Genomic DNA, 22,607 nt, shown 5'->3' with positions numbered 1-22,607 from the left:
ACTGCAGTGAGCATGACACTGGCGCCGCTGGAGAGGTACGTTTGGTTCCGACGCTCCCCGCTGGCGGGGAGGGCAGGGCTGCTTCTCCTGGCAATAAGTCGGTGCTGCCCGTTCTTTGGGAGGAGAAAAACCATGAGAAAAATTTACACACTTGCCGGGCTCATGCTTGGGGTATCGACATACCCGATCGCAGCCATGGCTGCCGAGGCGCAAACTGCGCCGGTTGCCGACCAGTCCGAAATTGTCGTTACCGCGCAGCGGCGTACGGAAAACGTGTTGAAAGTTCCGGTCAGCGTGACTGTCCTCAGCGGCGCGACGCTGACCCGCAAGGGTGTCAACGACCTGAGCGCGGTGACCAAGCTTGCGCCAAGTCTGCAAGTGGAACAGGACAACACGTTCTCGATACGCGGGATCGGCACGGGCAGCTTTGCAACGACGGTGGAATCCAGCGTTTCCCAGGTTGTCGATGACGTGGTGCTGGGCAGCAACGAATTCGCGACGAATGCCTTTTACGACCTTGACCGGGTGGAAGTACTGAACGGTCCGCAAGGGTTGCTGTTCGGCAAGAACGCTTCGGCCGGTCTCGTCAATATCACCACGACCAAGCCCAAGCTGGGCGAGACGTCCGGCAACGCCGACCTCGAACTGGTGACACGCGATCGTCCCATCAGCAATGGGCACGGCATCCAGGGCCGTGCAACGCTGAACCTGCCCGTGTCCGAAAACAGCGCGCTGCGCCTGAATGCGATCTATAGCGGCCAGGATCCTGTTACCTATCCCGAGGTCAATCCCGCGGTACGCAACGATCTGGGTACGCGAAATCTGGGCCTGCGCGCAAAATATTTGTACCAGCCCGACGATGCTCTTTCGATCTATGTGATCGGCGATTATTCCCATCAGCGCGGGATATCCGGGCGCTATGACGTAACGTACCGCCAGCTGGGTGCAGGCAGCCAGTACACCGCACTGGGCGTGCCATCGGGCAACGACAATCTGATCTATCAGTCCGACGCACCCAATTTTCGCGATGTGGAAACCGGCGGGGCGCAGGCCAATATCTCCTACAAGTTTGCCAGTGGCATTCAGCTCGTGAACATTGCCGCGTGGAAGCATCTGACCGATCACTATCAGTTCGATTCAGACAACACCGCGATCAATTTTTTCGACACCAACACGGCGCATGAAAACTACAATCAGTATTCCGATGAACTGCGTCTGGCTTTGCCGGATACGAGCGTAGTCTCGGGCCAGGTTGGATTGTATTATTACCATTCGTCGAACAATCAGCAGGGTGCGCTTGGTGGCAACAACGGCTTGCCCGGCTTCCTGCTGCCGACATTCCCGTTCTGTGTCGGCGCGACCACTCTGGGGGCGCCGCCGGCCGCCTGTCCGGCCAGCAACGCGTCGTTTCTGGGGCAGGATTACCGCTTCACGCTCAAGCAGAACAGTTATGCGGCGTTCGGACAGGTCGGATACAACCTGACTGAGACGTTCAAGCTAACTGCGGGCGGCCGACTGACCCATGACCATGCGTCGATCGATCTGCTGGAAAATACCGGCACGTATTTCGTGACACTGGGCGTGCCCGACAACCATTCGGTGCAAACGACCGAGGCCACGAATTTCAGCTTCAAGGTCGGCGGAGACTGGCAAGCCCGGCCGAACACGCTGATCTATGGTTTTTATGGCCAGGGTTACAAGGGACCCGGTTTCTCGAACACGTCCCCTGCGCCAGGTGCCGATCTTGCGGTCCGGCCCGAAATTTCCAAGGGCGGCGAAATTGGCATCAAGAGCCAGATGTTCGATCACAAGCTTACCGTGAGTGTGGCCGGTTACTACACACGCTTCAACAACCTGCAGGTGCAATCGTTCGTGACGGCGCTGCGCACGTTCGTGCTTTCCAACGCGGCGGTTGCAACTACCAAGGGCGTGGAAGCGTCGTTCCAGGCGCGCGTGACGCAGGGTCTTACCCTGTCGGGCATGGGCAGCTATACAGATGCGAAGTACAACAACTATCCCGGCGCGCAGTGCTATCCGGCACAGGCCACTGCCGGATGCCAGAACAGCAGTTCGTTCAACGCAGCCGGCTATCAGATCCCGCTTTCGGCCAGGTTTACCTCGACACTGGGCGCGGACTACGACGCACCTCTCAACAGCTGGCTCAGCGGCGTGGTCGGCGTCAGCTGGTACCATCGCTCGCCGCTGTCGTCGGGCTTTGCGCCGGCGCAGCGGATCCCCACCTGGGATACGCTCGATGCCAATGTCGGGCTTAAAACCGGCAACGTGAATGTTAGCGTGTTTTGCAAGAACTGCACCAATGCAATCCGTCCGTTGTCGATCGGGACAGATGGCGGCGATGGAACATTAAGTCCGCAAGTGCTGACCACTACACAGCGGTGGGGCTATGATTCTGTTCGGACCATTGGTCTTCGCGCCGGCTACAAGTTCTGATGATGTGAAAATCCAGGCGACGCTGCGAGGGTGGTCCGACGTGGATGCCATCCCGCAGCGCCGTTTGTGATCAAGGCCATGAATTTCATACTGTATCTCGATTGACGTGACCGGACGTGCCCCCCTGATTTTCGTCCAGACGCGATTAGAGTCCGGCCCATGGAAGGACGGACTGATGAAGCGGATGCGGTTTACGGAAGAGCAGATTATCGGGGTGCTGAAGGAAGCCGAAGCGAGCGCAAAGACCGGGTAGTCGGCCCGCTAGCACGGCATCTCCGAGGCGACACTTTACAACTGGAAGGCCAAGTATGGCGGGTTGGAGGTGTAGCTGCGCCGGCCTGCGCTCGAAGGCCAAGCGGCTTCGAGCGTTGGAGGACGAGAACGCGAAGCTGAAGCGGTTGCTGGCGGATGCGATGCTGGACAACGCTGGCCTGAAGGACTTGCTGTCAAAAATGGTAATGCCCGCCGCCAAGCGGTAAGCGATGTTCTCAGGCCACGGCGATCCACGGCATGAGTTCGCCGACGCTGTTCGCCGGATGACCGTTGGCCAGTTTTTCGAGCGTCTGCGTCAGCCATGTATTCGGATTGATGCCGCTGAGCTTGCAGTTTTCGATGAGCGTGGCGATCACCGCCCAGTTGTCGCCGCCTTCGTCCGAACCAGCAAACAGGGCGTTTTTGCGATTCAGGGCGAGCGGCCTGATGCTGCGTTCGACGGTGTTGCTGTCGAGATCGACGCGACCGTCATCGAGGAACCGTGACAAGCCATCCCAGCGCGTCAGCGCATAGCGGATGGCTTCGCCGAGCTTGGCCTTTGCGCTGACTTGGCGGTTTTTGGTCTCGAGAAATGTCCGCAGGTCGTCGACAATGACGCGGCTGCGCTGATGTCGGATTTGCTGGCGCTGTTCAGCAGAGGCACCACGCACCTCGTCCTCGATCTTGTAGAGCGCTGCGATCCGCTGCAGCACTTCGACGGCGACCGGGGAATTGTCCGCCAGCTCGTAAAACTTGCGCCTGACGTGCGCCCAGCAGAACGCGAGAACGATCTGCTGTCGGCGCTTGGCCAGCGCGGTGTAGCCGCCATAGCCATCGACCTGCAGGATACCCGCAAAATTGCCGAGATGCGCTTCCGCCCGTTCCCCCTTGCGGTCGGCGGCATAGACATAAGCGACCATTGGCAGGGTATCGCCGCCCCATGGGCGATCGTCGCGCGCATAGGCCCACAGTTGCCCCGTCTTGGTCCGGCCATGCCCGGGATCGAGCACCGGCGCTGTTGTTTCGTCGGCGAACAATCGCTCGGATCGTCGCAATCGTTCCAGGATGTGGTCGCGCAAAGGGCGCAGATACCATGCTGCTCTGCCAACCCAATCCGCCAACGTTGAGCGATCAAGCTGGATACCTTGCCGCGCGTAGATCTGGGCTTGCCGGTACAATGGCAGGTGATCGGCGTATTTTGCGACCAGGACCTGTGCGATCAGTGCTTCGGTCGGAATGCCGCCCTCGACGATCCGCGCCGGTGCCGGAGCTTGCACGACTGCACCCTCACATGCGCGGCAGCCGTAGCGAGGCCGGCGCGTGACCAGCACCCGGAAGGTGATCGGCACCACATCAAGGCGTTCGGCAACGTCCTCACCGATCTGATGGAGCGCCCCGCCGCAGCAAGGGCAAGTCTTGTCCTCGATATCGACAACCTGCTCGATCCGCTCGAGATGCGCAGGCAGCGAGCCACGGTTGACCTTGCGTGGTCGGTCAGACCTGGACTGGCCGATTGCCGCGTCGCGTGCCGCACGAGCCTGACCCAGCGCGGTCTCAACATCTTCAAGGCCAAGCTGCAACTGATCAGGGTCAAGTTGTTCGGAACGCGCACCGAACCGGTGGCGCATGAAGGCATCGACAATCGACTGCAGCCGCTCGATCTCGGCGTCCGCCTCGCCCTTGGCCGCCGTCACTTCGGCGAGCTTGCGGGACTGCTCGAGTGCGAACGCACGCAGCGCTTCAACGTCTTCGGGAAGGTCCGCTTCCATGAGCATGGACGCATTGAATCAGCAGGAGAAAGCCCCGTCAACCGGCAATTTGCGGGGCGATGGGCTTGCGTCCGCCATGCACCCGGCGCCAGTCCAGCCCTTCCAGAAGCGCGCCCAATTGCGCTGCCGTCAGCCGCATCACACCATCCTGAATGCCCGGCCACTTGAAGCCGCCCTGCTCAAGTTTCTTGGCCATCAGACACAGGCCGGTGCCGTCCCACCAGACCAGCTTGATCCGGTCTGCGCGCTTGGCCCGGAACACGTAGATCACTCCGGAAAAGGGATCGCCGCCATACTCGGCACCGACCAGCGCAGCCAACGCGTCAGGCCCTTTGCGGAAATCTACCGGACGCGTTGCGACCATCACGCGCGCGCCGGAACCGGGCCCGATCATCGCGGGGCCTTGAGCGCTTCGATTACCGCGGCAATCACGCCGGCATCGGCGCCGCGCGCAATCTTCACCGCCACGCCATCGATCTCCAGTTCGACAGCAGCAGCTGTGGTACGCCGCCTGCGCCGTGTTCGGCGCGCAGCTACCGGTTCCGGTCGCGTGGACGGCTCGACCACTGCTGGCACGAACATCGTGCTGACCGGCTCTGTCAGGGGAGGCGCCAATCCCTGACCCTCAAGTTCTTTGCGCAAATCCTTCCGCCAGGCATAGACCTGCGAAGGATCAAGCCCATGTCGCCGCGCGACAGCGCCGACACGCTCGCCGCCAGTATAGCATTCCGCGACAATCGAGGCCTTGAGCTCCGGCGGCCATTCCCGCCGCTTGCCTTTGCCCGTGAATATCTCGAACCGCTGCGGGCCCTTGCTCACAGGATCATCACACGGGATTATCATAGGAGTAACGCCCTCGGCCCAAATCAGGCCGCGCAAACTCCACGCTGGGCATCACCCACGCAAGGTGGGGGCCGGACAGCGCTTACGCCAAGCGGGAAGCTGTCGCGCATCTTCAGGCCCTGCTCGATGTCAGCGAGCGGCGGGCGTGCAGGGTCATTGCGGCGGATCGGTCGGTCGTGCGCTATGCGGCACGCCGTGACGACGACGCGGGGTTGCGTGAGAAGCTGCAAGGGCTGCTGCGCTCCGCATAGCCGGAGGCTACGCTACGCAGCCCCTTGCTTCACCCGCGCTCTCGCGCAACAACGACGCCGAGGCTCTAATCGCGACTGGATGAAGGTTGGGGGTCACGTCAGCTGCTATGGGCACTAAAGGCTGGAATTGAGCGGCTAGAAATACGCTGAAGAGTGCTGGTGCCAGGCGCTGTGACCGAGCCTCGCTACGGCGCGGGTTTGCTAGAAAATACTTTATTATCAGTATTTGGCGGAGACGGAGAGATTCGAACTCTCGGTACCGGATTTACCAGTACGACGGTTTAGCAAACCCGGACGTGACAATTTCCAACCGCTTGAATTCCCGTAATTTCCTCTGTTTTCATGCCGTTATGTCCCACGCAGAACGCGCAACGGACGCAACGAACCACATCCTGTGTCGGCACGAAAGTCGTCACACCTCGCAAGGGGGTAAAAACAACCTTCAGAACCGTCGGTTACGCGCAGAACGCGCAAGAAGCGCCAAACGCGCAACGAGCGAATCTACGGTAACCGAAAGACCGTTGGGAGGGCTGCAACCCTCCGCAACGGTCCACGATATAGCTGGGCAGCTACAAGATCAGATTACCTTGCCGCGGAATCGCGGGCAAGCATTGAATGGAAGGGAGGGCTCCCATGAGCACCACCCTTGCCCATAATGGATTGCCATCGGGCACGACCCGCTTCGACCTGTTGCGCCTGTTCGAGCAGGTGGCGAGGCCCGGCTTCGGTCTGTCTTCGACAGCGGTAGCGCTGGTTCGGCACTATGTCCTGAAGACAATGGACGGCGACTACCTGACCGGCCGGATCTGCGCGGTCTGGACGCAGGCTTGCCGCTTCGCCGGAGCGATCGGCTTGACGCCTCGCTCGATCAATTCGGCCGAGCGCGAGTTGGAACGCGCGGGCTTTATCGTCCGCAATGCCGGGATCAATGGCGAACGGAATGGTGACCGGCAGGACGGGACGATCATCTGGGCAGCAGGAATCAACCTCGCGCCGCTGGTGGACCGCTTTGCGGAGATGAAAGCCAAGGCCACGACTTTGGACATCCAGGCCCGAGCCATCCATCAGTGCCGCGCCGAGATCCGTCAGATCGGTCAGCGCATCCGCGAGTCAGGTGATGAGACCTTGCGCGAGCGGGCCGAGATGATCCTGCCCGATGGGCGAACGGCGCGGATCATCCAAATTGACCGCCTGATAGCTATCCGCGAGGCCTTGTCCGCCATGCTCGCCGCCATCGAATTTGCACCAGAACCTGATCCCCGTGCGCTGAAAACTTCCGACGCGCCGGAAGAAAACTGCTCACCCAATATACAGAACAAAAAATCATCACGAAGGCGTACCGCGCTTGGGCCTGATCCGCTGGAGCGAATCAGGCCGGACACAGCGTTCAGCGTGGCCACCGAGGGTTACCGGAGCGTGGTCGAGACGCTTGGCGGACCGACATGGCCCAACCTCATCGAGGCGTCGTGGCGAAGTTGCGGACGGCTTGGCATCGCACAGGGCACCTGGGGCCGGGCTTGCCAGCAATTCGGGCGGGAGCGGGCTGCGCTCAGCGTGCTCATTATCGACCGAAACTTCGAGCTTCCGACGGGGCATCGCTATCGGGTGCTGTCGCCCGCTCGATGTCTGTCAGGTATGAGCCGGCGAGCCCAGTCGGCGGGCGTCAATCTTGCTGGGATGTTCCGGGCCAGCGAGCGTGATGCTGGGCTGGCGAGAGACGCGCGTCCGCAGGCCGTGGCTGACGATCAACCGTCAACATTGCAGCCTGCAGGGCCGATGGCGCACGTGGCTGCCCGGTTGATGGCGACAATTGAACGCCGCGTTTCGAGCAAGGGCGACCCTGACATCCATGGCGGGTAAAGGTGTTCACCGCTTCACACTCGAACATTCTCACTCATCCACATGTGAACATGACAAGGATTGACCATGACCACTATCGCCATTGTGAGCCAGAAGGGCGGCTCGGGCAAAACCACTCTGGCCGTCAATCTCGCTGCGGTCGCCGAGGCCGCTGGGCAAGTTACCCTCATCATCGATACTGATCCGCAGGCTACCGCCAGTCAGTGGGGTTCCTGGCGCTCGGAACGTGCGCCTGAAGTCATCGACAGCGCGCCGCCGCGAATTCAGCACAAGGTGGATCAGGCCAAAGCCCAGGGCGCCACCTTCGTTGTGATCGACACGCCGCCCCACGCCGACAGCGCGGCAAGCAGGGCGGTCGAGGCTGCCGATCTGGTGCTCATTCCCTGCCGACCGAGCGCCTTTGACCTGGCGGCTATCAAGACCACGATCAGCCTGGTCCGGCTATTCGATAAGCCCGCCTTCGTCGTATTCACCGCTGGGCCGCCGCATGCGGCACGGATGTATGAGGAAGCGGCCGAACTGGTCAGGAGCTTCGGGATCAAGGCCTGTCCGCAAATCTTGCCTGACCGCGCCGTCTATCGCCATGCCAGCGCAGCGGGGGCTTCCGTTATCGAGTTCGAACCCGACGGCAAGGCAGCGGCGGAAATCACCGCCCTCTATATGTGGAGCACCGCACATGTGACCATGTCCACCCGCGCACTTATGGCGGAGTAAACCCATGAGCAGATTTGCGAATCTCGCCGATAAACCTCGCGACGGCGGTAATGAGCCGATTAAATCCAAAGCGTCGGTTACCACCTTTGACTCGTCAGCAGTCTTCGCCCCTATCGCGCCGACCCCATCGCCCAGTCGCATCGGTCGCAAAGCCATCTCGGCTTACTTCTCGCCTGAAATGTCGCTCGCCATGCACGTCTGCGCCCGGAAACGCGGACTGAGCCTTCAAGCTCTGATGGCTGAGGCTTTCGACGACGTGTTGCGCAAATATGGCGAAAGCCCGATCGGGGGGTAAACCTGAATCCGCCTAGATGACAGGGAGGGTGATACTAAAGCGCGAACCTGAGTTCGAACGCTCAAGGTTCAAACTGCCCCGGTTGCCCTCGATCAACGCCCGCGCGATGGGGAGGCCGAGGCCGGTCCCGACTTCCGCGCGCTTGCTGGTGAAGAACGGTTCGAAGATCCCATTGGTGATCGGCTTCGGGAATGCCTCTGCCGTCGTCGGCAATCGTGATAAGCAAATCGTCGTCGTGGCGGGAGACTTCCATTGCAACCCGTCTCGCTCCTGCGGCGCGGGCATTGTCGATCAGCGTGGTGAGTACGGTTTCCAGCGCATGCGCATCAATTGCCGGCGAATCCATGCTCTCTGGCACCTTATAGGTCACCGAGAAGCCTTCCCCAGAAAGGCCGTCGGCCAGCCTGACGAGCAAGCTCGTGACATTGCAACCTGCGTTACCCACTGGGCGCTGCATGTCTGCCTTGCCCAGTTCCAACAGCCGCGAAATCAGGCGGTTCAGCCTTTCGGCATCGGCGGCCATGGTGGCAAAGTCGCGGATCAACCTGTCGATCTCAGTGACACGCAGGGTGCGTTGCGGTGGGTCGGCTTTTCGGCCCTCGGCCAGCGCGCGGGTGGCGCGGCTCAGCGCTTCGATCGGGCGGATGATGGTGCGCCCGAGCTGCGTTGTCATCGCCACCAGAAAGAGAAAGATCGCTGCAGTGCCGGTCGCGATCTTGCCGCGATCCTCCCACATGCCGCGAAACAGCGCGCGCGGGCTCCGCGAGACCAGCACCACGCCCACCACGCGCCCGCCCGCGATGACAGGCCTCGCGTGATGCAGGCGGATTTTGGTGCCGCGGCTCAGCCATTCGAGCGGATAGGGATGGGTATAAGCGCCATTGTAACGCAGCACCGTCTCAGCATGGCCTGCCATGCCGCCGAATGGTCGCTGCGTTGTGTTCCCCTTGGGCGCAAGTCGTGGTTCTTCTGCGGCTCGGATCGTGGCGGTCAGCGCGCCGCCATTGCCTACTCGCTGGTCCAGACCTGCCGGCTCAACGAGGTCGATCCGCAGGCATGGCTCGCCGACATCCTCGCCCGCATCGCAGATCAACCTGTCAGCCGGCTCGACGCGCTGTTGCCATGGAACTGGTGCGCCAATCGGCTCGCATTTGCCGGCTGATCGAAACACGCCGCGGCCTTCGGCGTATGCTTACCGAACGGCTGACGATGGTCAGGGTGTTCGAGGAACTACAGGGGCTTGGCTACCGCGGCGGTTACGACGCGGTGCGGCAGAGAGCCCTGACCTGGCAACCGAGGATGCTGGCGGCGTCCTTCATTTTGTTCGTGGTTCCTGCTGCGACCGTGCCGACGTACCCGGAACCCGAGGCCGCGCTGGATCAGCTTTGCATGAACCAGAAGGGAGGGAGGCTGGTCTTGCCGCAGGAGATCTCGATCCGCATGATTTCAATCGCTTTTACCTTGAGCCGCTGCATCAACGGTACCGCGGCGAGCAAGGCCGCCTTGTTCCCGTTGAAGGCGGCATCAAGCGCCATGAGCAGACCGTCGTAGCTCGCCTCAAACGCTGCCGACACGCCGTCGAACCCGGCTGGCGGGGCTGTCGGCACGGATCGGCCGATCGGTCGGACCGCATCCCAGTCGACCGCCAGTCGCGGACCGGTCGGCATGCCGACGTCGTCATCGTGATCATAGTAGCGCTTCGCGCAGATTTCCTGAAAGCGGTAGAAGTGTGCGACTTCCTTGGGCTGGCCAAATCGGATGTCGTCACCCGTCTGATTGGTCGTCTTCACCCGGCCCTCGCCCTGCTCAGCGATGACGTCAATCGCCGCCAACGCGTCGACAAGGCAGCGCACCGGCGCCAGCCGCCCCCCCGCGCCATAATAGTCGCCGGCGTCGAACTGCCGCGCGACCTCGCCCGAGAACAAAGCGTCTTCGCCGATTTCTTCGCTCACGGCGATCATCACATTGCGCAGCTTGGCATACAATTGCCCGATCGTTTCGATCCCCCCGGTTTTGCTCCAGTCGGTCTCGGGCGATTCTGGTCGTTCGATATCCATGAACACTTTTACCGCTGCATCGGAAAACGGCAGCAAATCGACCACTAATGGACGAGACATGTGCGGCGCCTGAGCGGGATACGCAGTGCGTCTTGGCCCCAGACCGTCCTCACCCGCCAAGACGCGGGGGCGCGCGCCCACCGCGTTCATGACGTTGGCCACAAGAACCGCGTGCAGCATCTCTTCCATGACCACACTCTGAATGATCTTGACCGACGCGAGATTGGTACCTTCGATGATAGAATATAGCGCGGTGAGATAGGGTGGGATCGTGAAAAGCTCGACCTCCAGCGCTTGCTGAAGAAGTCGGTGCAGCCGGTGCAGCCGGTCCTCTGCGGATTCGCTCATCGTTCCGCGAGCTCCAGATTGTGGAAGATATGCTCCGCGCTGCGAATCGATAGCGCTGTCGCCGTGAGCGTTGGATTGGACGTGCCGACTGTGGGCATGCTGCCGCACCCGACCACATATAGATTGGGATGGTCCCAGGACTGCTGAAAGCTGTTGACCACCGAATCCGCAGCGCTGTTTCCCATGCGGTGTGTCCCCATGATGTGCCCCGCGCCGATATATTTGAAGGTCTGGCTGCCGACTATCACCTTGTCCCCGAGTTGTGCGGCGTGGTCGGTAAACTCGATCGCGCCCACTCTTGCGTAGAACGTACTGGCGAACCGATAGGCCTCCGCCATCCCGGCGCGCGTATATTCGCCGATGTCATAGCGAATCACCGGTTTGCACAGGCCCAAGGCGTCGCGATGCGAGGCGTCAATCGTCACGCGATTGTCGGGATCAGGCAGTTGTTCCATCAGGAAGCCGAGCATGATCTGACGACGCAATTGCGATCGCATCCGCGCTCGCAGCGCCTCTCCGTGCAAAGGATCGCGCGGCACTATCTCGTCGATCGTCTCGCTGGGATATTTGCCCTTGTATGATTGCGGATCGATCATCCGCTCCAGGTCGGTATATGGGGCGCCGTCGGCCAGGCCCCATCCGGCATTGCTGACATCAGTCCGGAACGCCGAGTGTTTCCGCCGGAAGCCGCCGTGGCGCATCGGAAGATCTGACGTGACGGGCGGCCCGCGCATACCGTCCACCGGCGCGGTTTCGGGCATCAGGCCCCAGGACAGGATGAAGGGGTGGTCCATCAGATGCCGCCCGACGCAATCGCTGCTGTTGGCGACGACTTTGTCGTCGTGGCGCGATGCCAGCAGCAGTTTTGCATTCTCGATCGCGCTGCCCGCCAGGACGAAGCGGCGGCCGGTCGTGCGACGCGTCGTCGCGTAGGACGCGTTGGAGTCATCGTAATTGAGATATTCGATCGACGAGACTTTGCCGTCGGTACCGACGATGACTTCCGAAGCGACAGCCTTCGTTACGATATCGACGTGGATGCCCGGCAGACGTGCCAACTGCATCAATTCCTCGATCGTCTTGAGCGCATTGTACTTGGCGCGCGAAGGGCAGATCGGAATGCAACTGGCGTTGCCCTCGCAGCGCTGTCCCGCGCCGGTCGTAAGGTCCTCGGGCGCACCGCTCGGTTGATACGGCCGACTTTGGCCCCGACGCGCAACCGCGATGTAGTCGCGTGGATCGCTGGCTTCTGCCGGTCCCCGAGGTACCGAGTTGCGCGCCTGCGGGATCGATACAAGCCGGACTGGATAGGATTCATCGGCCATTTGGAATTTGAAATCGTTGCCGATCCTTTCGCTCAGGACCCTGTCCAGGTAGCTGACCGGCACGCGGAGCATCGGATATTCGTAGCCTTCACCATAGTCGTTCGCGCCGTCGTCATAGATCTTGCGCTGGTCGGCGACGTTGGCCGCAACGCCCAACTCCCATTCCGCCTTCTCGTAATAGGGACGCAAATCGTCGTACGAGATCGGCCAGTTCACCCCGACTCCGTACTCGTCCATCATTCGGAAGTCTGTCGGCAGCATTCGCAGGGAGATCCCCATCCAGTGATGGGTCGTTCCGCCCAGCATGCGCAGATTGTTGCTGCCAAAGGTCAGCGGCCCGCGCTGGACCAGATAGCGGTCGTCCGGCGCCTTGAGGAAAGCCAGATCTTCGGGCGACGGGGCGTTGGTGGAGACTGGATAAGGCGAATTGGGCGTCTTGATCAAGGCTGCGTAATAGCCTTGGAGATAGGCGTCATGCGCTACGTCACCCCCGGCAACGCCGGTCCCCGCTTCGAGAATCAGGATAGAAACCGACTTGCCGTCTCGATATGCGAGTTCCGCCAGGACCTTGGCGAGCACCGCACCGGCGACGCCGCCACCCACGACGACGACATCGTAGTGGCGCTCGGATATGTTCGGGGTGTCCGGCATCACAACCCGCGCGCCCAACTGGCGAAACCCGGCTGTTTTGCGCCGGGCGGGTTGACGCCTATGGCACGCCACACGAGCCCCTCCTGGTAGCCGGCGGCCGAAAGCACCCGGGTGGTATCGCGGCCAAACTCGTTATAGCCCGGAGGCGGCTGCGTCGCGCCGGAACCGTCCGGTTCGGCGAAGTTAGTCGTCGCCCAACCTGGCGGCATCGCCTTCCATTGGCCAACATACCACATTCTGACGAGATTCTGTCCCAGCGGCCTCCAGGGGTCCAGTTTCAGGGCATTGGCAGGATCGCCAGCGACCGCGTCCAGAAAATCGCCGCGTATCGTTCGCCCGATAATGAGCGCCATCTCGTCAAAATAGGTTCGCACCAGACCCGTGGAACGCAGTTCCGCCTCGCTGAAGCCGGTCAGCGCGACCGATATCGCGACGAATTTTTCGAACTCGCCAGGGCGGTCCTCGCTGGTATCGTAATGCGCTGCGAGCGCGATTCCCGCAGGATGGTTATGTATTCGAGAGATGTCCATCGGCAGCGTCCTTAGGATGGCGAAACGGTGCGCGCCGGGTGTTTACGTGATGCTCAGCGGATCGAGATCGAGGGGTTTGCGACCATCGGGCTCAAAATCAGAATTCAACCCCTGCTGGAACGCGAACAGGTCATGCGGATCGACCTTGCGTTTCACCGCGACCAAACGATCGAGGTTTTCGCCGTAGTATTGTCGCTTCCAGTCGCGCTGGAGGGGGTCGATGTAGTTCAGGTAGGCGCCTTCGGCGTGGGCGGCGAGGTCTTCGAAGAAGTCGTATGCCCATTCGATTACTTGACGCGCGTCCTGGGGACGGTTGGCGTCCCAGATCGCCTTAACCTCAGGCATGAACAGGCTCTTGCGATGCCAGTAGGCGGTTTCCTCCGGTTTTACGTCTGCGATCTTGCCACCTGCATGCGTCCAGACCACGAAGGAGTCGGTACCCGGCATCCGCGACATGTGGTATTTGAATACCTTGGCAAGTTTCGCGGTCATTGCGCCGGGCGGCATCAATGCCGAGCGGATATAGGCGCCGCGCCCAGACACCGAAGTCGACCCACCGGCCATCATCTCGAATTCGGGCAAGGTCATCGAATAGAGCGAAACGTTCGACGGACGCAGTTTGAACAATGGGGCGAGCAGCGCCATCCCCTCGTCGAACGCGCCGTTAAAGATCGGCGTGAAGCGCAGGAACAGGGCGGGCGCCCCGCCGTTGCGCGGATCGGGCTGGTTGCCGAGGAAGCCGTAGATCGCCAGCGCGGCGGGACATGTCGCAGCCAGTTCGTTGTAAACAGGCAGAATTTCTTCGATTCGGTAGAAGGGAAACAGTATCTGCCCCGCCAGCACGGTCGATTGGGCGAGCCGGTGGGTCCTGATGTCGACGTCGACCGCGACCCCGAAATTGCCGCCGCCCCCGCCGCATGCCGCCCAGAACAGGTCCGCGTCGTCCCCCGTCGACGCGCGCGAGACCCGTTTAACCGACCCGTCCGCCAACACGATCGTCAATGCTTCGACATTGTCGATGCCTAGGCCGTAGGAGCGCGAAACGAAGCTGTAGCCGCCACCGAGCAGGAAGCCGCCGGCACCGACCCCGAGGCAGCCACCCGCGACCGGCACCAGCCCGGTACGGCTGACGCGCATGTAATTATAAACGTCGCGCCAGATCGAACCCATGCCGAGCGTGAGGACATTGCTTACCATATCGAGCGACATGTCCGACAGCCCGCGCAGATCCAGCACGATTCCGCCTTCGTTCAGGCTATAGCCGGTCGCGCTGTGGCCGCCCGAGCGGACGGTGAGTTTCAGGCCCTCGTCGCGGGCGAAGCGTATCGCAGCGCCAATGTCGGCGGCGTCGAGAGGTAGAGCAACGGCTGCCGGCTGACGATTTATGCGGCCGTTGTCGATGCGGATGCAGTTGGCATAATCGGCGTCGCCCGGTCCTGCCACGCGCCCGTTCATCGCCTTTGCCAATTGATGGACGATTTTTGTCATCTTGTCTCCGAACCAGTTGCATGGGGAGCTTCGCGTAGGCGGTGCGGGCGCGATCAAGGGAGGCCAACGACAGCCCGTTCGATGTAGGAATCGGAGACGCGCCGACCCGTCGACATGCCTGCGGTGTCGGTTATGAAATCCGCATGCTGCTGGCTCGCGGCATAGTCGTCGTATTTTCCGCGATTTTTAAAGACGATATGCATCGCGACATCGAACGAAGAATCGCTCACGTCTCGATGGATGTTGACTGCGCGCAATCCGAGGGAGAAATGAACTTGTCCGTCATGACCTGACAAATATCGGACGCAATAGTCGAGAAAGGCGTCGACGGCAGGATCCGAAAGATCGAGAAGCTGGAAAAAAACCATGTGAGCGAAGTACTTACACGAAATGTCCGTCTCTTTTTCCATAAAGCCCCCGCTCGCCGGTAATCGCAGTGATCGATCGCCGATCACACGCGCTATCCATGCTACAAACTCAACAATCCGCGAGCAATTGGTTTTTCCAACCGCTGTTCGCATCGGTCGGTCACCTTGACTCTAAAGCTGTCGCATAGCAATATTGTGATGGGCGGGAAGAACCTTCATTTCAAGATCTGCTCGCCTTAAAGCGCAGTTGTGCATGGTGATCGCGTTCTGCGATCGGCCATCAATGTTTACGTTTGATCGGCGCGGCCGAACGGTGACAGTGGCGCGGCGTGTCCCTGATACAACTGCACCAAATATTATGGGAGGGGCGATATGACGGAACTTTTGCAGGGCGTTTCAAAGTGGGAACGTGGGCGTGCCCAGTCGCACCTGGACGGGGACGTCCGCCAAGACACGCGTCTGGGACTGCTCGGCGAGTTGAAGGGCACCTGGGTCAATGACGAGGGCTTTGAGCGACGCATGTGGAACATGATCGCCTTACCATTCGGTCCCGAAGAAAAGTTCCCGTTTCGCTACCGCCTGCTGCTCAACCAGGGGCTCGAGCGCCTCAGGTTTTCGCTTGGCGACCTCGGCGTTCCCAACCGCGGTGATGGCGGCGACGATCAGCACGTCGCGGCGTTGATGTATCTTCAGGAGATCGACCAGCTCAAGGCGGTTGACGCGGCCACAAATGCCGCTGGCCTGGTGGACGTCGCCACCCCCGACGTGAACGACACGCCCAAGGGCAGCACGCTTGCGCCCGGCGACGGCGTTATAAGCCCGGAGAAGGTCGGCATCCACGCCGAGACGGGCATCTTCTTCAATCTATCGGGGCGTCTGGGAGCATGCGACAATATCGACGGACCTGGCCCCAATCTCGGGCGGATGGCGAGCATACCGCATGGCGACGCCGTCCTTGCGATGGGGTTCGACTCGCCGGTTACGCATGCGCCGCCCGATTTCAAGGATCCGGGATTGCGTTCCTTGTTCGACGGTCTGCCGATCGGGCTCGAAGCCAACGAGCCGGTCACCAAGGACTACCTCGCACCTTACCAGAAATTCATCGACTCGCCCTTTCTCGGCGTTGAAACTAAACTTGGTTTTCCAGGCTTTTCGCCCGCCGATCCCCTGCATCTGCTCGACGGCGCGATCGAGCGCGTGCTCGCCGACCCGACCGGTCCGTTCGCCGGCAAGGGGGGCAAGATCACGGAGATGAAGACGATCATCGTCGACAGCGATGTGATGGGCAACGTCACCAACATTCCGTTCGTCGGCTGCCAAGCCAATGCGACGAAAGTGAATTCAATCTTCTGGATCCAGAAGATTGAATTCGACGATGGCGCCGCGCCGCGCTTCGTCCTGCAATACGCGCAAAGGGTCATGCTCGAATTCCACCCGCGCACCGACGGAACGCCCGGATTGATCCGCTGGCCCCACATCACCATTAACACCCTGATCCGCGCCGTTGACCCCGACGAACCAGGCGGGGTCACGCGGACCTGACTCTGTCTGGGTGGATGTACGACTGCGCTGCCCGACCGGGCCCATAAGTGATTCGACAAGTTTCGAGAATTCCTCTTTCAAGCGAGAGTTCATATGAATCGGCTTATTTTTGTTCGTCACGGTGGGAGCACCGGCAACGAGGATCCAGCCTTCTACGCCTATAATGACAGTGCGCTTTGCTTGACGACGAACGGCATCAGGCAGGCGTTGGCCACCGCCGGGATCTTGGCACAGATCGAGCCGCGCTGGGGCAAGCCTGGGAACTTCGCTCTCGAGGTGTTCGCATCGGAATACAATCGCGCTCAGCAGACTGCCCGCATCACGCTCGACCAGATGAATCTTCTGTCGCTTCGCCCGCGGATTGCGCCGCTTCTGAATGAACGCGATTATGGCATTGCATACGACAAGCGCATGGATGAGCAGGCGGACGATGCCGGGCAAGGCGGCGAGAGTGGGCTTCAGGCGAAGCGCAGGGTGCTCGGTTTTCTGAAAGAGGTGTCCCCTCTGCTCGACCGAGCCGACGTGCTGGCTTTCTCGCATTTCGGCGCGATCCGGGCGCTGGTCGCCAATTTAATTCACCTCAGCGACGCCGAGATGATGGCCTTGGACGTCCCGAACGGCGGCGCCTTCGCGTTTGAGCGCAGCTTTACCGCTGATGGCGCCCAAATTTTCACCCAGATGCTCTTGCCTGACCATATTCTGCCCAAGCAGGCCTATATCACCGAACCGCCGACCGTGGCGCCGCCGCCGCAGCTTTCGACTTGGGCGGGGAAATCGAAATAATAGAGGGATGGGCGGGAGATGTCTGACGTCGATTCGGCTGAGTCGTCCGTGCCGCTCTTGCGCTAGAACCCGAGCCTTGCCCCCATGAGGGCGCCACTGCGCCAGATCCAGTGGTTCATCAAGTAGACGAAGCAACACCAACCCGAGGACGCGCCGACGATTACTCGGCATTCTCGGCCACAGACTTCGTCAAGGGCCGCGTCGAGTTTCATTTACTGCAAGGCGGCCCGCTATCCGCTCAACAATCCGGCCTGAAATCCCAAAATCCCATAGCCCTTCGCTTGGCTCCGCGGGTCGTACCCGTCCGGTTTTGTACGCCTATCGGCCCCAAACCCTTTGAACATAACGACGTACTCGACCGACGACATTTGGGCGCCAAGCTGCCCACTGACGAAAACGATCCGAACGGAAGCCCCGTTCACCCCTCAGGCGCCTCACCGGTCACGGAAATGTGCGCGGCACGGGCATAATGCTCTAGCTCGACATCAGATTCGATGAGCCGATCGAGCAGTTCCTTCATGTCTGTCATGTCCGACGCGCTCTGAAATGGCCCAGGCGTACGCTCGATCGTCAACGCGGCGATTGCGAGCGCCTTCTTCACCAAGTGGAGCTCACGCCCTCTCAACTCGGCCAAGGTCAGTTTCCGTTCGTCGCCGCCTGCCGAAATGATTGCGTGAAATTTGCCGGAATGAATGTATTTGTCATATTTCCATAGCTGACTTGTCATACCATGATCGTTGGAGGGAGTTGAACGCATGCGCAACCAAGCCAAGCAATCGGGGTTGATCGGCCAGGCGACCGCTGGCACCTACGTCGTCATCCTGGGCTGGGATATCGATGATCCGGCGTTACGAACCGGACTTCTCGGCTTTGCTATCAAGCGCTCCGACAAGACCGAGGGCGAGGACTATTGGCTGCGCGGCATGAAGACGTTCCCGGGCTCTTCGCCCCTGCCTCCGGGAGGAACAGCGACGAGCCTGGACCAGCCCTATCAAACTTTCCAGTGGGGGGACTATACCGCCAAGCCGGGGCACGAATATATCTACTCGATCGTCCCCATGCACGGGCAACCCGGAGCGCTGACACCCGGCGCCGCCTTGGATATCGATATTCGCACCGAGGCCGAAGACGACGGCATCCACAGCGTCTATTTCAATCGCGGTGCTATCGCATCGCAAGAATATGCCCGGCGCTTCCAAAACAAGGCGCCGAACGTCGTAGGTCAGGCCGCCTATGACTGGCTTTCGCGAGGGCTGATCGAAGCAATTGAAGGTTTTATTGCCAAGGCGACCGGCCCGAGCTTCGCCTTGCGGGTTGCGATCTACGAATTCCAATGGCCCGCAATCCTCGACGCACTCAAGCAGGCTGAGGCGCGAGGTGTCGACGTCAAGGTCATCTTCGACGCGATCGACAATGCCAAGCAAGACCCGGTTGCAGCCAATGAGGAAGCCATCGGCGCAGCCGGCATCGACAGTTTCTGCCAGGGTTTCACGCAGGGCAAGATCATGCACAACAAGTTTATCGTGCTGAGCGAAGCCGGCGCGCCGGTGGCGGTGCTGTCGGGCTCTACGAACTATACCGAAAACGGTATCTTCGGGCATCTGAACTGCGCGCATATCGTCCGCGATCAGGCCGTCGCGCAGACCTACCTGGATTTCTGGGAGGAACTGCAGAAGGATCCTCCGCTCAACGAAATGCGCGATTGGGTTGACGGCAAGACGCCGACCCCGCCCGATCCTTTGCCCGCCGGAATCCTGGAAGTATTCTCGCCCCAACACGGAACCGCGACCCTGCAACGCTATGCCGACATTGCGGCCAAGGCAGGGCGGGGTTTGTTCATGACCTTTGCCTTCGGCATGAACAAGGACTTCGTTCCCGTCTATTCACAGCGGGACGATGTGCTACGCTTCGCGCTCATGGATTCCGTCGGCGTCGGCAAAAACAAGGCGCAAGCTCAACAGACGATCGATGCGATCCGTGCTCTGCCCAATGCCGTCGTCGCGATCGGACAAAATATCACGATGAACGAATTCGATCGCTGGCTGAAGGAACGCGACGGTCTGGCAGCGCACGAAAATGTGCGCTGGGTCCATACCAAATTCATGCTGGTCGACCCACTGTCCGAAAACCCGCTCATCATCACCGGCTCGGCGAACTTCAGCGACGCAAGCGTCGAGAGCAATCACGAGAATATGCTCATTATCGCGGACAAGCGAGCCGCCGACATCTATCTGGGTGAATTCATGCGCCAGTTCTCCAGCTACGCCTTCAGAGACGCGGCCGCCAGCGCCGCTGCCAGCGACCCGGCCAACTTCAAGCCGCAGGATCTCATCCCCGACGAAAGCTGGCTCAAGCGCTATTATCCCGATCCGGGCGCCGCGCAGACCGCCGCATCGCTGCGCCGCCTCTATTTCTCAGGGCAATGATCGTGGCGGCGGATCGCGTTATCTTCATCCGCCATGCCGAGAAACCCACTGACGGACAGGACGGTGTTGACCAAACCTGCGCGCTTGATCCGGAGAGCCTCGTGCCGGCGGGTTGGCAACGCGCCGGCGCGCTGGTCCGCTTCTTTGATCCCGCCCAGGTAGACCCGGTCCGGGGGGCGCTGACGCCGCAAAGCATCTTTGCGTCAGGTGTCGGCGCTGGCAGCAAGAGCAGGCGCTCGATCGAGTCCATCACGCCGCTGGCCCAGACGCTTCAGGATCGCGGCGTGCCGTTCATCACCTCTCATTTCAAAGCCGACTACCAGGCGCTGGCCGACGATGTCGCAACGCGCCAGGGAGTCGTTCTCATCGCCTGGGAGCATAAGCAGATTCCTGTCATCGCCGCCCTCGTGGCGCCGGGCGCCATGCCACCACCTCCCCCGATATGGCCCGATCGCTTCGATCTCCTGTGGGTTTTCGACCTGACGGGCGCCGGCTGGTCCTTTTCGGAGCAGCGCCAGTCGCTGTTGCCCGGCGACGAAGCGCTCGAAAATGTCAGAAAGGACCACCCGATGACCCTGGCGTATGGCTATGTGAAAGCAAAGATCACCTCCGCCCCTACCCTGAAACCCTCCAGGGGGCACGACAAGCACAAGCACGAGATTCAATATCATCTCCATTTCTCGCTCGATGTCGGGGGAGAAGCCTGGGAAATCGCGATGAATGTCGGGACGAGCGACAGCGACGATCTTCTCAAATACAAGCTCGTCTTCGATTTCCGCCATCCCGTGATCCAGACGCTGACCGCCGCGGTGCCCGGCAAGACAGACCTCACCGGGCAGACCGCGCTTCCCGCACTCGACTTCGAGCGCAGCGACATCCTGGCGGGAACCGGACCCTGGCGCGATAGCGGGCTTATGGACGGCTCGGCAAACGTCGAGCCCGCCGCCACCCTCACGCGCGTCCTTGAAAAGGCGCTTGCCGGAGGACATGATCTCTATGTGTTTGGCCGCTTCTACACCGGGGGCGATCTCGGCATCCACGACACCCACATGAACCAGGGATCGGTGGGCAGCTATATCCACGCCGCCGACGATGACCATAACGATCACAACGACATCTGGCAGGATGGGGCACTTGTCGTCGATCTGGGCGAGCCCGAATGGACGGCCTATTTTGCCGCCTTCGATCAACAACTGGTGCCGACAACCGACCTTGGCAATCCCGAACCCGATGCCAAGCCGCTAGATTGACCGATCCAGCCGGGAGATACACGATGCGACGCATCATCGGATTGCTGCTCATCGCTGCGCTCAGCGTAGGCAACTCCGTCGCGCCGGTACCCCTGCCACCTGCCCAGCAAACGGCTGCTACCGAAACCGCACCGTCGCCGCACCGGTTCGGCGATGGCGGAACCAGTGCCTTCTATTCTTCGAACCCACTCCCGGCCGTGCCGCCGGGAACCATGGTCCGCACCGAAAAAATGGACGGCCTCCACCTCCCGTCGAGCGCCGCCAGCGGCACTCGGCTCTTGTACATGTCGACCAGCGGGGTCGGCCAACCCGCGCCCGTGCTGGTTTCGGGGCAACTCCTGCTCCCCAAAACGGCGATGCCAAAAGGCGGCTGGCCGATTATTGCCTGGGAACATGGTACGACCGGGATCGCAGACATCTGCGCGCCATCCTGGCGCGGCTATTCGGGGCGCGACCGCGCTTACCTCAACCGCTGGCTCGATGAGGGTTTTGCAATCGTCGCCACCGATTATCAGGGTTTGGGCACACCCGGACCGCACCCTTACCTCCTCTATCGTGCCGAGGGCTACAGCGCGCTTGACGCCGTCCGCGCCGCTCTCCAGCAATTTGCCGGCAGCTTGCGCAATCAGATCATTCTGGTCGGCCAATCCCAGGGATCGGGCGCCGCGCTGGGGTCGGCATGGCTTGCCCCGCACTACGCCCCGACGCTTGACATCTTGGGCGTCGTTGCGACCGGGCTGGTCGTAGATTTCGCAGCGCCCGCTCATGCGGCCCATCCACCCATCCCGGTCCATTATGACGATCCGACCAATATGGACGCGGCCTATGCAATTCTGCGCGTCGAAGGGACAGACCAGAGTCTTCATGATGATCGCGACGTTCGCGACGCTGAAACACCGGCGGGCGCCGCGCTGTCCGCCGTGGCGCGAACCGCCTGCCTCTCGGACCTTTTCAAGGCCGCCGGCGCCCAGAAGATTTCCAGTCGTGACCTGTTCAGGCCCGATCTCAGCACGTTCGAAGCCGGTGAGAGCGCAGCCTCGATCATTCCCGACGGCGCGCTCACCATACCCGTCTTCGCCGGCACGGGCCTTGCAGATACCGAGGCCAGCCTGCCGGGCCAATACAATGCCGTGGCCGCGATGTGCGACGCCGGCGCCAGGGTTACATGGCATACCTATCCCGGCCTCACCCACAATGGCACCGTCAACGCCTCGCTCACCGATTCGCTCCCCTTTGTGCGAGGCTTGCTCTCAGGTCAGTCGACCGCCTCGACATGTGCGGCCATCCCGATCCCAGGGCTTCCACAACCGCCCACGCCAGGGATCCCGTTCAATGACTGAGTTCATCCGCCCGCCGAACCGTTGCGGATACGGGATTGGCCATCATTTGCCGAGATCAACCCGT

At 61.1% G+C, this 22,607-nt stretch carries 19 protein-coding genes, 1 tRNA gene and 3 pseudogenes; 12 read left to right on the top strand and 11 right to left on the bottom strand.

Features of this window, described 5'->3' with window-relative positions; all coding sequences use genetic code 11:
• Nucleotides 1–132 precede the first annotated feature (132 nt).
• Together ACOOE2_RS13125 and ACOOE2_RS13120 are read left to right on the top strand one after the other, a co-directional pair.
• Nucleotides 133–2,451, top strand: coding sequence for a TonB-dependent receptor (locus ACOOE2_RS13125; protein ID WP_420383437.1), 2,319 nt, complete (start codon nucleotides 133–135; stop codon nucleotides 2,449–2,451).
• Nucleotides 2,452–2,626: 175 nt separating this feature from the next.
• Nucleotides 2,627–2,927 (top strand): annotated as a pseudogene (locus ACOOE2_RS13120) (transposase); the annotation flags it as partial.
• Nucleotides 2,928–2,939: 12 nt separating this feature from the next.
• Here ACOOE2_RS13120 and tnpC read toward each other — a convergent pair.
• The 3 genes from tnpC to tnpA are packed head-to-tail and all read right to left on the bottom strand — an operon-like array spanning nucleotide 2,940 to nucleotide 5,291.
• On the bottom strand, nucleotides 2,940–4,478 hold the full coding sequence (tnpC, locus tag ACOOE2_RS13115; protein ID WP_420381199.1) for an IS66 family transposase: 1,539 nt from the start codon (nucleotides 4,476–4,478) through the stop codon (nucleotides 2,940–2,942).
• 31 nt (nucleotides 4,479–4,509) lie between these two features.
• Nucleotides 4,510–4,866 carry an IS66 family insertion sequence element accessory protein TnpB gene (gene tnpB / locus ACOOE2_RS13110; RefSeq protein WP_420381198.1) on the bottom strand — a complete coding sequence of 119 codons (357 nt, stop codon included), beginning with the start codon at nucleotides 4,864–4,866 and terminating at the stop codon, nucleotides 4,510–4,512.
• Nucleotides 4,863–5,291 carry an IS66-like element accessory protein TnpA gene (gene tnpA / locus ACOOE2_RS13105; RefSeq protein WP_420381197.1) on the bottom strand — a complete coding sequence of 143 codons (429 nt, stop codon included), beginning with the start codon at nucleotides 5,289–5,291 and terminating at the stop codon, nucleotides 4,863–4,865. Before tnpA ends, tnpB begins: the two co-directional genes overlap by 4 nt.
• 110 nt (nucleotides 5,292–5,401) lie before the next feature.
• On the opposite strand from tnpA, the pseudogene ACOOE2_RS13100 reads away from it, so the two are divergent.
• Nucleotides 5,402–5,551 (top strand): annotated as a pseudogene (locus ACOOE2_RS13100) (IS3 family transposase); the annotation flags it as partial.
• Nucleotides 5,552–5,793: 242 nt separating this feature from the next.
• Here ACOOE2_RS13100 and ACOOE2_RS13095 read toward each other — a convergent pair.
• Nucleotides 5,794–5,889: transfer RNA gene (locus ACOOE2_RS13095), tRNA-Ser, on the bottom strand.
• Nucleotides 5,890–6,199: 310 nt separating this feature from the next.
• On the opposite strand from ACOOE2_RS13095, the gene ACOOE2_RS13090 reads away from it, so the two are divergent.
• From ACOOE2_RS13090 to ACOOE2_RS13080, 3 genes are all read left to right on the top strand, one after another.
• A complete protein-coding gene (locus ACOOE2_RS13090; protein ID WP_420383436.1) occupies nucleotides 6,200–7,426 on the top strand; it encodes a helix-turn-helix domain-containing protein in 1,227 nt (408 codons plus the stop codon).
• 66 nt (nucleotides 7,427–7,492) lie between these two features.
• Nucleotides 7,493–8,140, top strand: a complete 648-nt coding sequence (gene parA / locus ACOOE2_RS13085; protein ID WP_420383435.1) for a ParA family partition ATPase — start codon at nucleotides 7,493–7,495, stop codon at nucleotides 8,138–8,140.
• A gap of 4 nt (nucleotides 8,141–8,144) precedes the next feature.
• Nucleotides 8,145–8,435 carry a ribbon-helix-helix domain-containing protein gene (locus ACOOE2_RS13080; protein ID WP_420383434.1) on the top strand — a complete coding sequence of 97 codons (291 nt, stop codon included), beginning with the start codon at nucleotides 8,145–8,147 and terminating at the stop codon, nucleotides 8,433–8,435.
• A gap of 61 nt (nucleotides 8,436–8,496) precedes the next feature.
• On the opposite strand, the gene ACOOE2_RS13075 is transcribed toward ACOOE2_RS13080, so the two are convergent.
• Nucleotides 8,497–9,108 carry an ATP-binding protein gene (locus ACOOE2_RS13075; protein ID WP_420384612.1) on the bottom strand — a complete coding sequence of 204 codons (612 nt, stop codon included), beginning with the start codon at nucleotides 9,106–9,108 and terminating at the stop codon, nucleotides 8,497–8,499.
• 240 nt (nucleotides 9,109–9,348) lie between these two features.
• On the opposite strand from ACOOE2_RS13075, the pseudogene ACOOE2_RS13070 reads away from it, so the two are divergent.
• Nucleotides 9,349–9,597 (top strand): annotated as a pseudogene (locus ACOOE2_RS13070) (transposase domain-containing protein); the annotation flags it as partial.
• A 217-nt stretch (nucleotides 9,598–9,814) separates the two neighbouring features.
• On the opposite strand, the gene ACOOE2_RS13065 reads toward ACOOE2_RS13070, so the two are convergent.
• Genes ACOOE2_RS13065 through ACOOE2_RS13045 form a run of 5 tightly spaced genes read right to left on the bottom strand, consistent with a single transcriptional unit; the run spans nucleotide 9,815 to nucleotide 15,289 of the window.
• On the bottom strand, nucleotides 9,815–10,840 hold the full coding sequence (locus ACOOE2_RS13065) for a ferritin-like domain-containing protein (protein WP_420383433.1): 1,026 nt from the start codon (nucleotides 10,838–10,840) through the stop codon (nucleotides 9,815–9,817).
• Nucleotides 10,837–12,816, bottom strand: a complete 1,980-nt coding sequence (locus ACOOE2_RS13060; protein ID WP_420383432.1) for a GMC oxidoreductase — start codon at nucleotides 12,814–12,816, stop codon at nucleotides 10,837–10,839. Before ACOOE2_RS13060 ends, ACOOE2_RS13065 begins: the two co-directional genes overlap by 4 nt.
• Nucleotides 12,816–13,346: a hypothetical protein gene (locus ACOOE2_RS13055; protein WP_420383431.1), complete on the bottom strand. Its 531-nt coding sequence runs from the start codon at nucleotides 13,344–13,346 to the stop codon at nucleotides 12,816–12,818. Before ACOOE2_RS13055 ends, ACOOE2_RS13060 begins: the two co-directional genes overlap by 1 nt.
• A 42-nt stretch (nucleotides 13,347–13,388) precedes the next feature.
• The gene (locus ACOOE2_RS13050; RefSeq protein ID WP_420383430.1) at nucleotides 13,389–14,834 is read right to left on the bottom strand and encodes an FAD-binding oxidoreductase; all 1,446 of its coding nucleotides are present in this window, start codon (nucleotides 14,832–14,834) and stop codon (nucleotides 13,389–13,391) included.
• Between the two features lie 53 nt (nucleotides 14,835–14,887).
• Complete coding sequence (locus ACOOE2_RS13045) at nucleotides 14,888–15,289, bottom strand: Dabb family protein (protein WP_420383429.1); 402 nt, start codon at nucleotides 15,287–15,289, stop codon at nucleotides 14,888–14,890.
• 285 nt (nucleotides 15,290–15,574) lie between these two features.
• On the opposite strand from ACOOE2_RS13045, the gene ACOOE2_RS13040 reads away from it, so the two are divergent.
• Entirely contained in the window at nucleotides 15,575–16,744 is a 1,170-nt protein-coding gene (locus tag ACOOE2_RS13040; RefSeq protein WP_420383428.1) for a heme-binding protein, read from the top strand.
• Nucleotides 16,745–16,837: 93 nt separating this feature from the next.
• Nucleotides 16,838–17,527, top strand: a complete 690-nt coding sequence (locus tag ACOOE2_RS13035; protein WP_420383427.1) for a histidine phosphatase family protein — start codon at nucleotides 16,838–16,840, stop codon at nucleotides 17,525–17,527.
• Between the two features lie 418 nt (nucleotides 17,528–17,945).
• On the opposite strand, the gene ACOOE2_RS13030 is transcribed toward ACOOE2_RS13035, so the two are convergent.
• Nucleotides 17,946–18,254 (bottom strand): hypothetical protein, encoded by a 309-nt coding sequence (locus ACOOE2_RS13030; protein WP_420383426.1) that lies wholly within the window; start codon nucleotides 18,252–18,254, stop codon nucleotides 17,946–17,948.
• A gap of 28 nt (nucleotides 18,255–18,282) precedes the next feature.
• Here ACOOE2_RS13030 and ACOOE2_RS13025 point away from each other — a divergent pair, with 28 nt between their 5' ends.
• Genes ACOOE2_RS13025 through ACOOE2_RS13015 form a run of 3 tightly spaced genes read left to right on the top strand, consistent with a single transcriptional unit; the run spans nucleotide 18,283 to nucleotide 22,543 of the window.
• Nucleotides 18,283–19,953 carry a phospholipase D-like domain-containing protein gene (locus tag ACOOE2_RS13025; RefSeq protein WP_420383425.1) on the top strand — a complete coding sequence of 557 codons (1,671 nt, stop codon included), beginning with the start codon at nucleotides 18,283–18,285 and terminating at the stop codon, nucleotides 19,951–19,953.
• 2 nt (nucleotides 19,954–19,955) lie between these two features.
• The gene (locus tag ACOOE2_RS13020) at nucleotides 19,956–21,203 is read left to right on the top strand and encodes a DUF2278 family protein (protein ID WP_420383424.1); all 1,248 of its coding nucleotides are present in this window, start codon (nucleotides 19,956–19,958) and stop codon (nucleotides 21,201–21,203) included.
• Between the two features lie 23 nt (nucleotides 21,204–21,226).
• Complete coding sequence (locus ACOOE2_RS13015) at nucleotides 21,227–22,543, top strand: lipase family protein (protein ID WP_420383423.1); 1,317 nt, start codon at nucleotides 21,227–21,229, stop codon at nucleotides 22,541–22,543.
• The last annotated feature ends 64 nt before the right edge of the window (nucleotides 22,544–22,607 follow it).

The sequence above is a fragment of the Novosphingobium sp. genome (assembly GCF_965214355.1).
GTDB lineage: Bacteria > Pseudomonadota > Alphaproteobacteria > Sphingomonadales > Sphingomonadaceae > Novosphingobium.
This window is presented reverse-complemented; position numbering and strand designations above follow the sequence as displayed.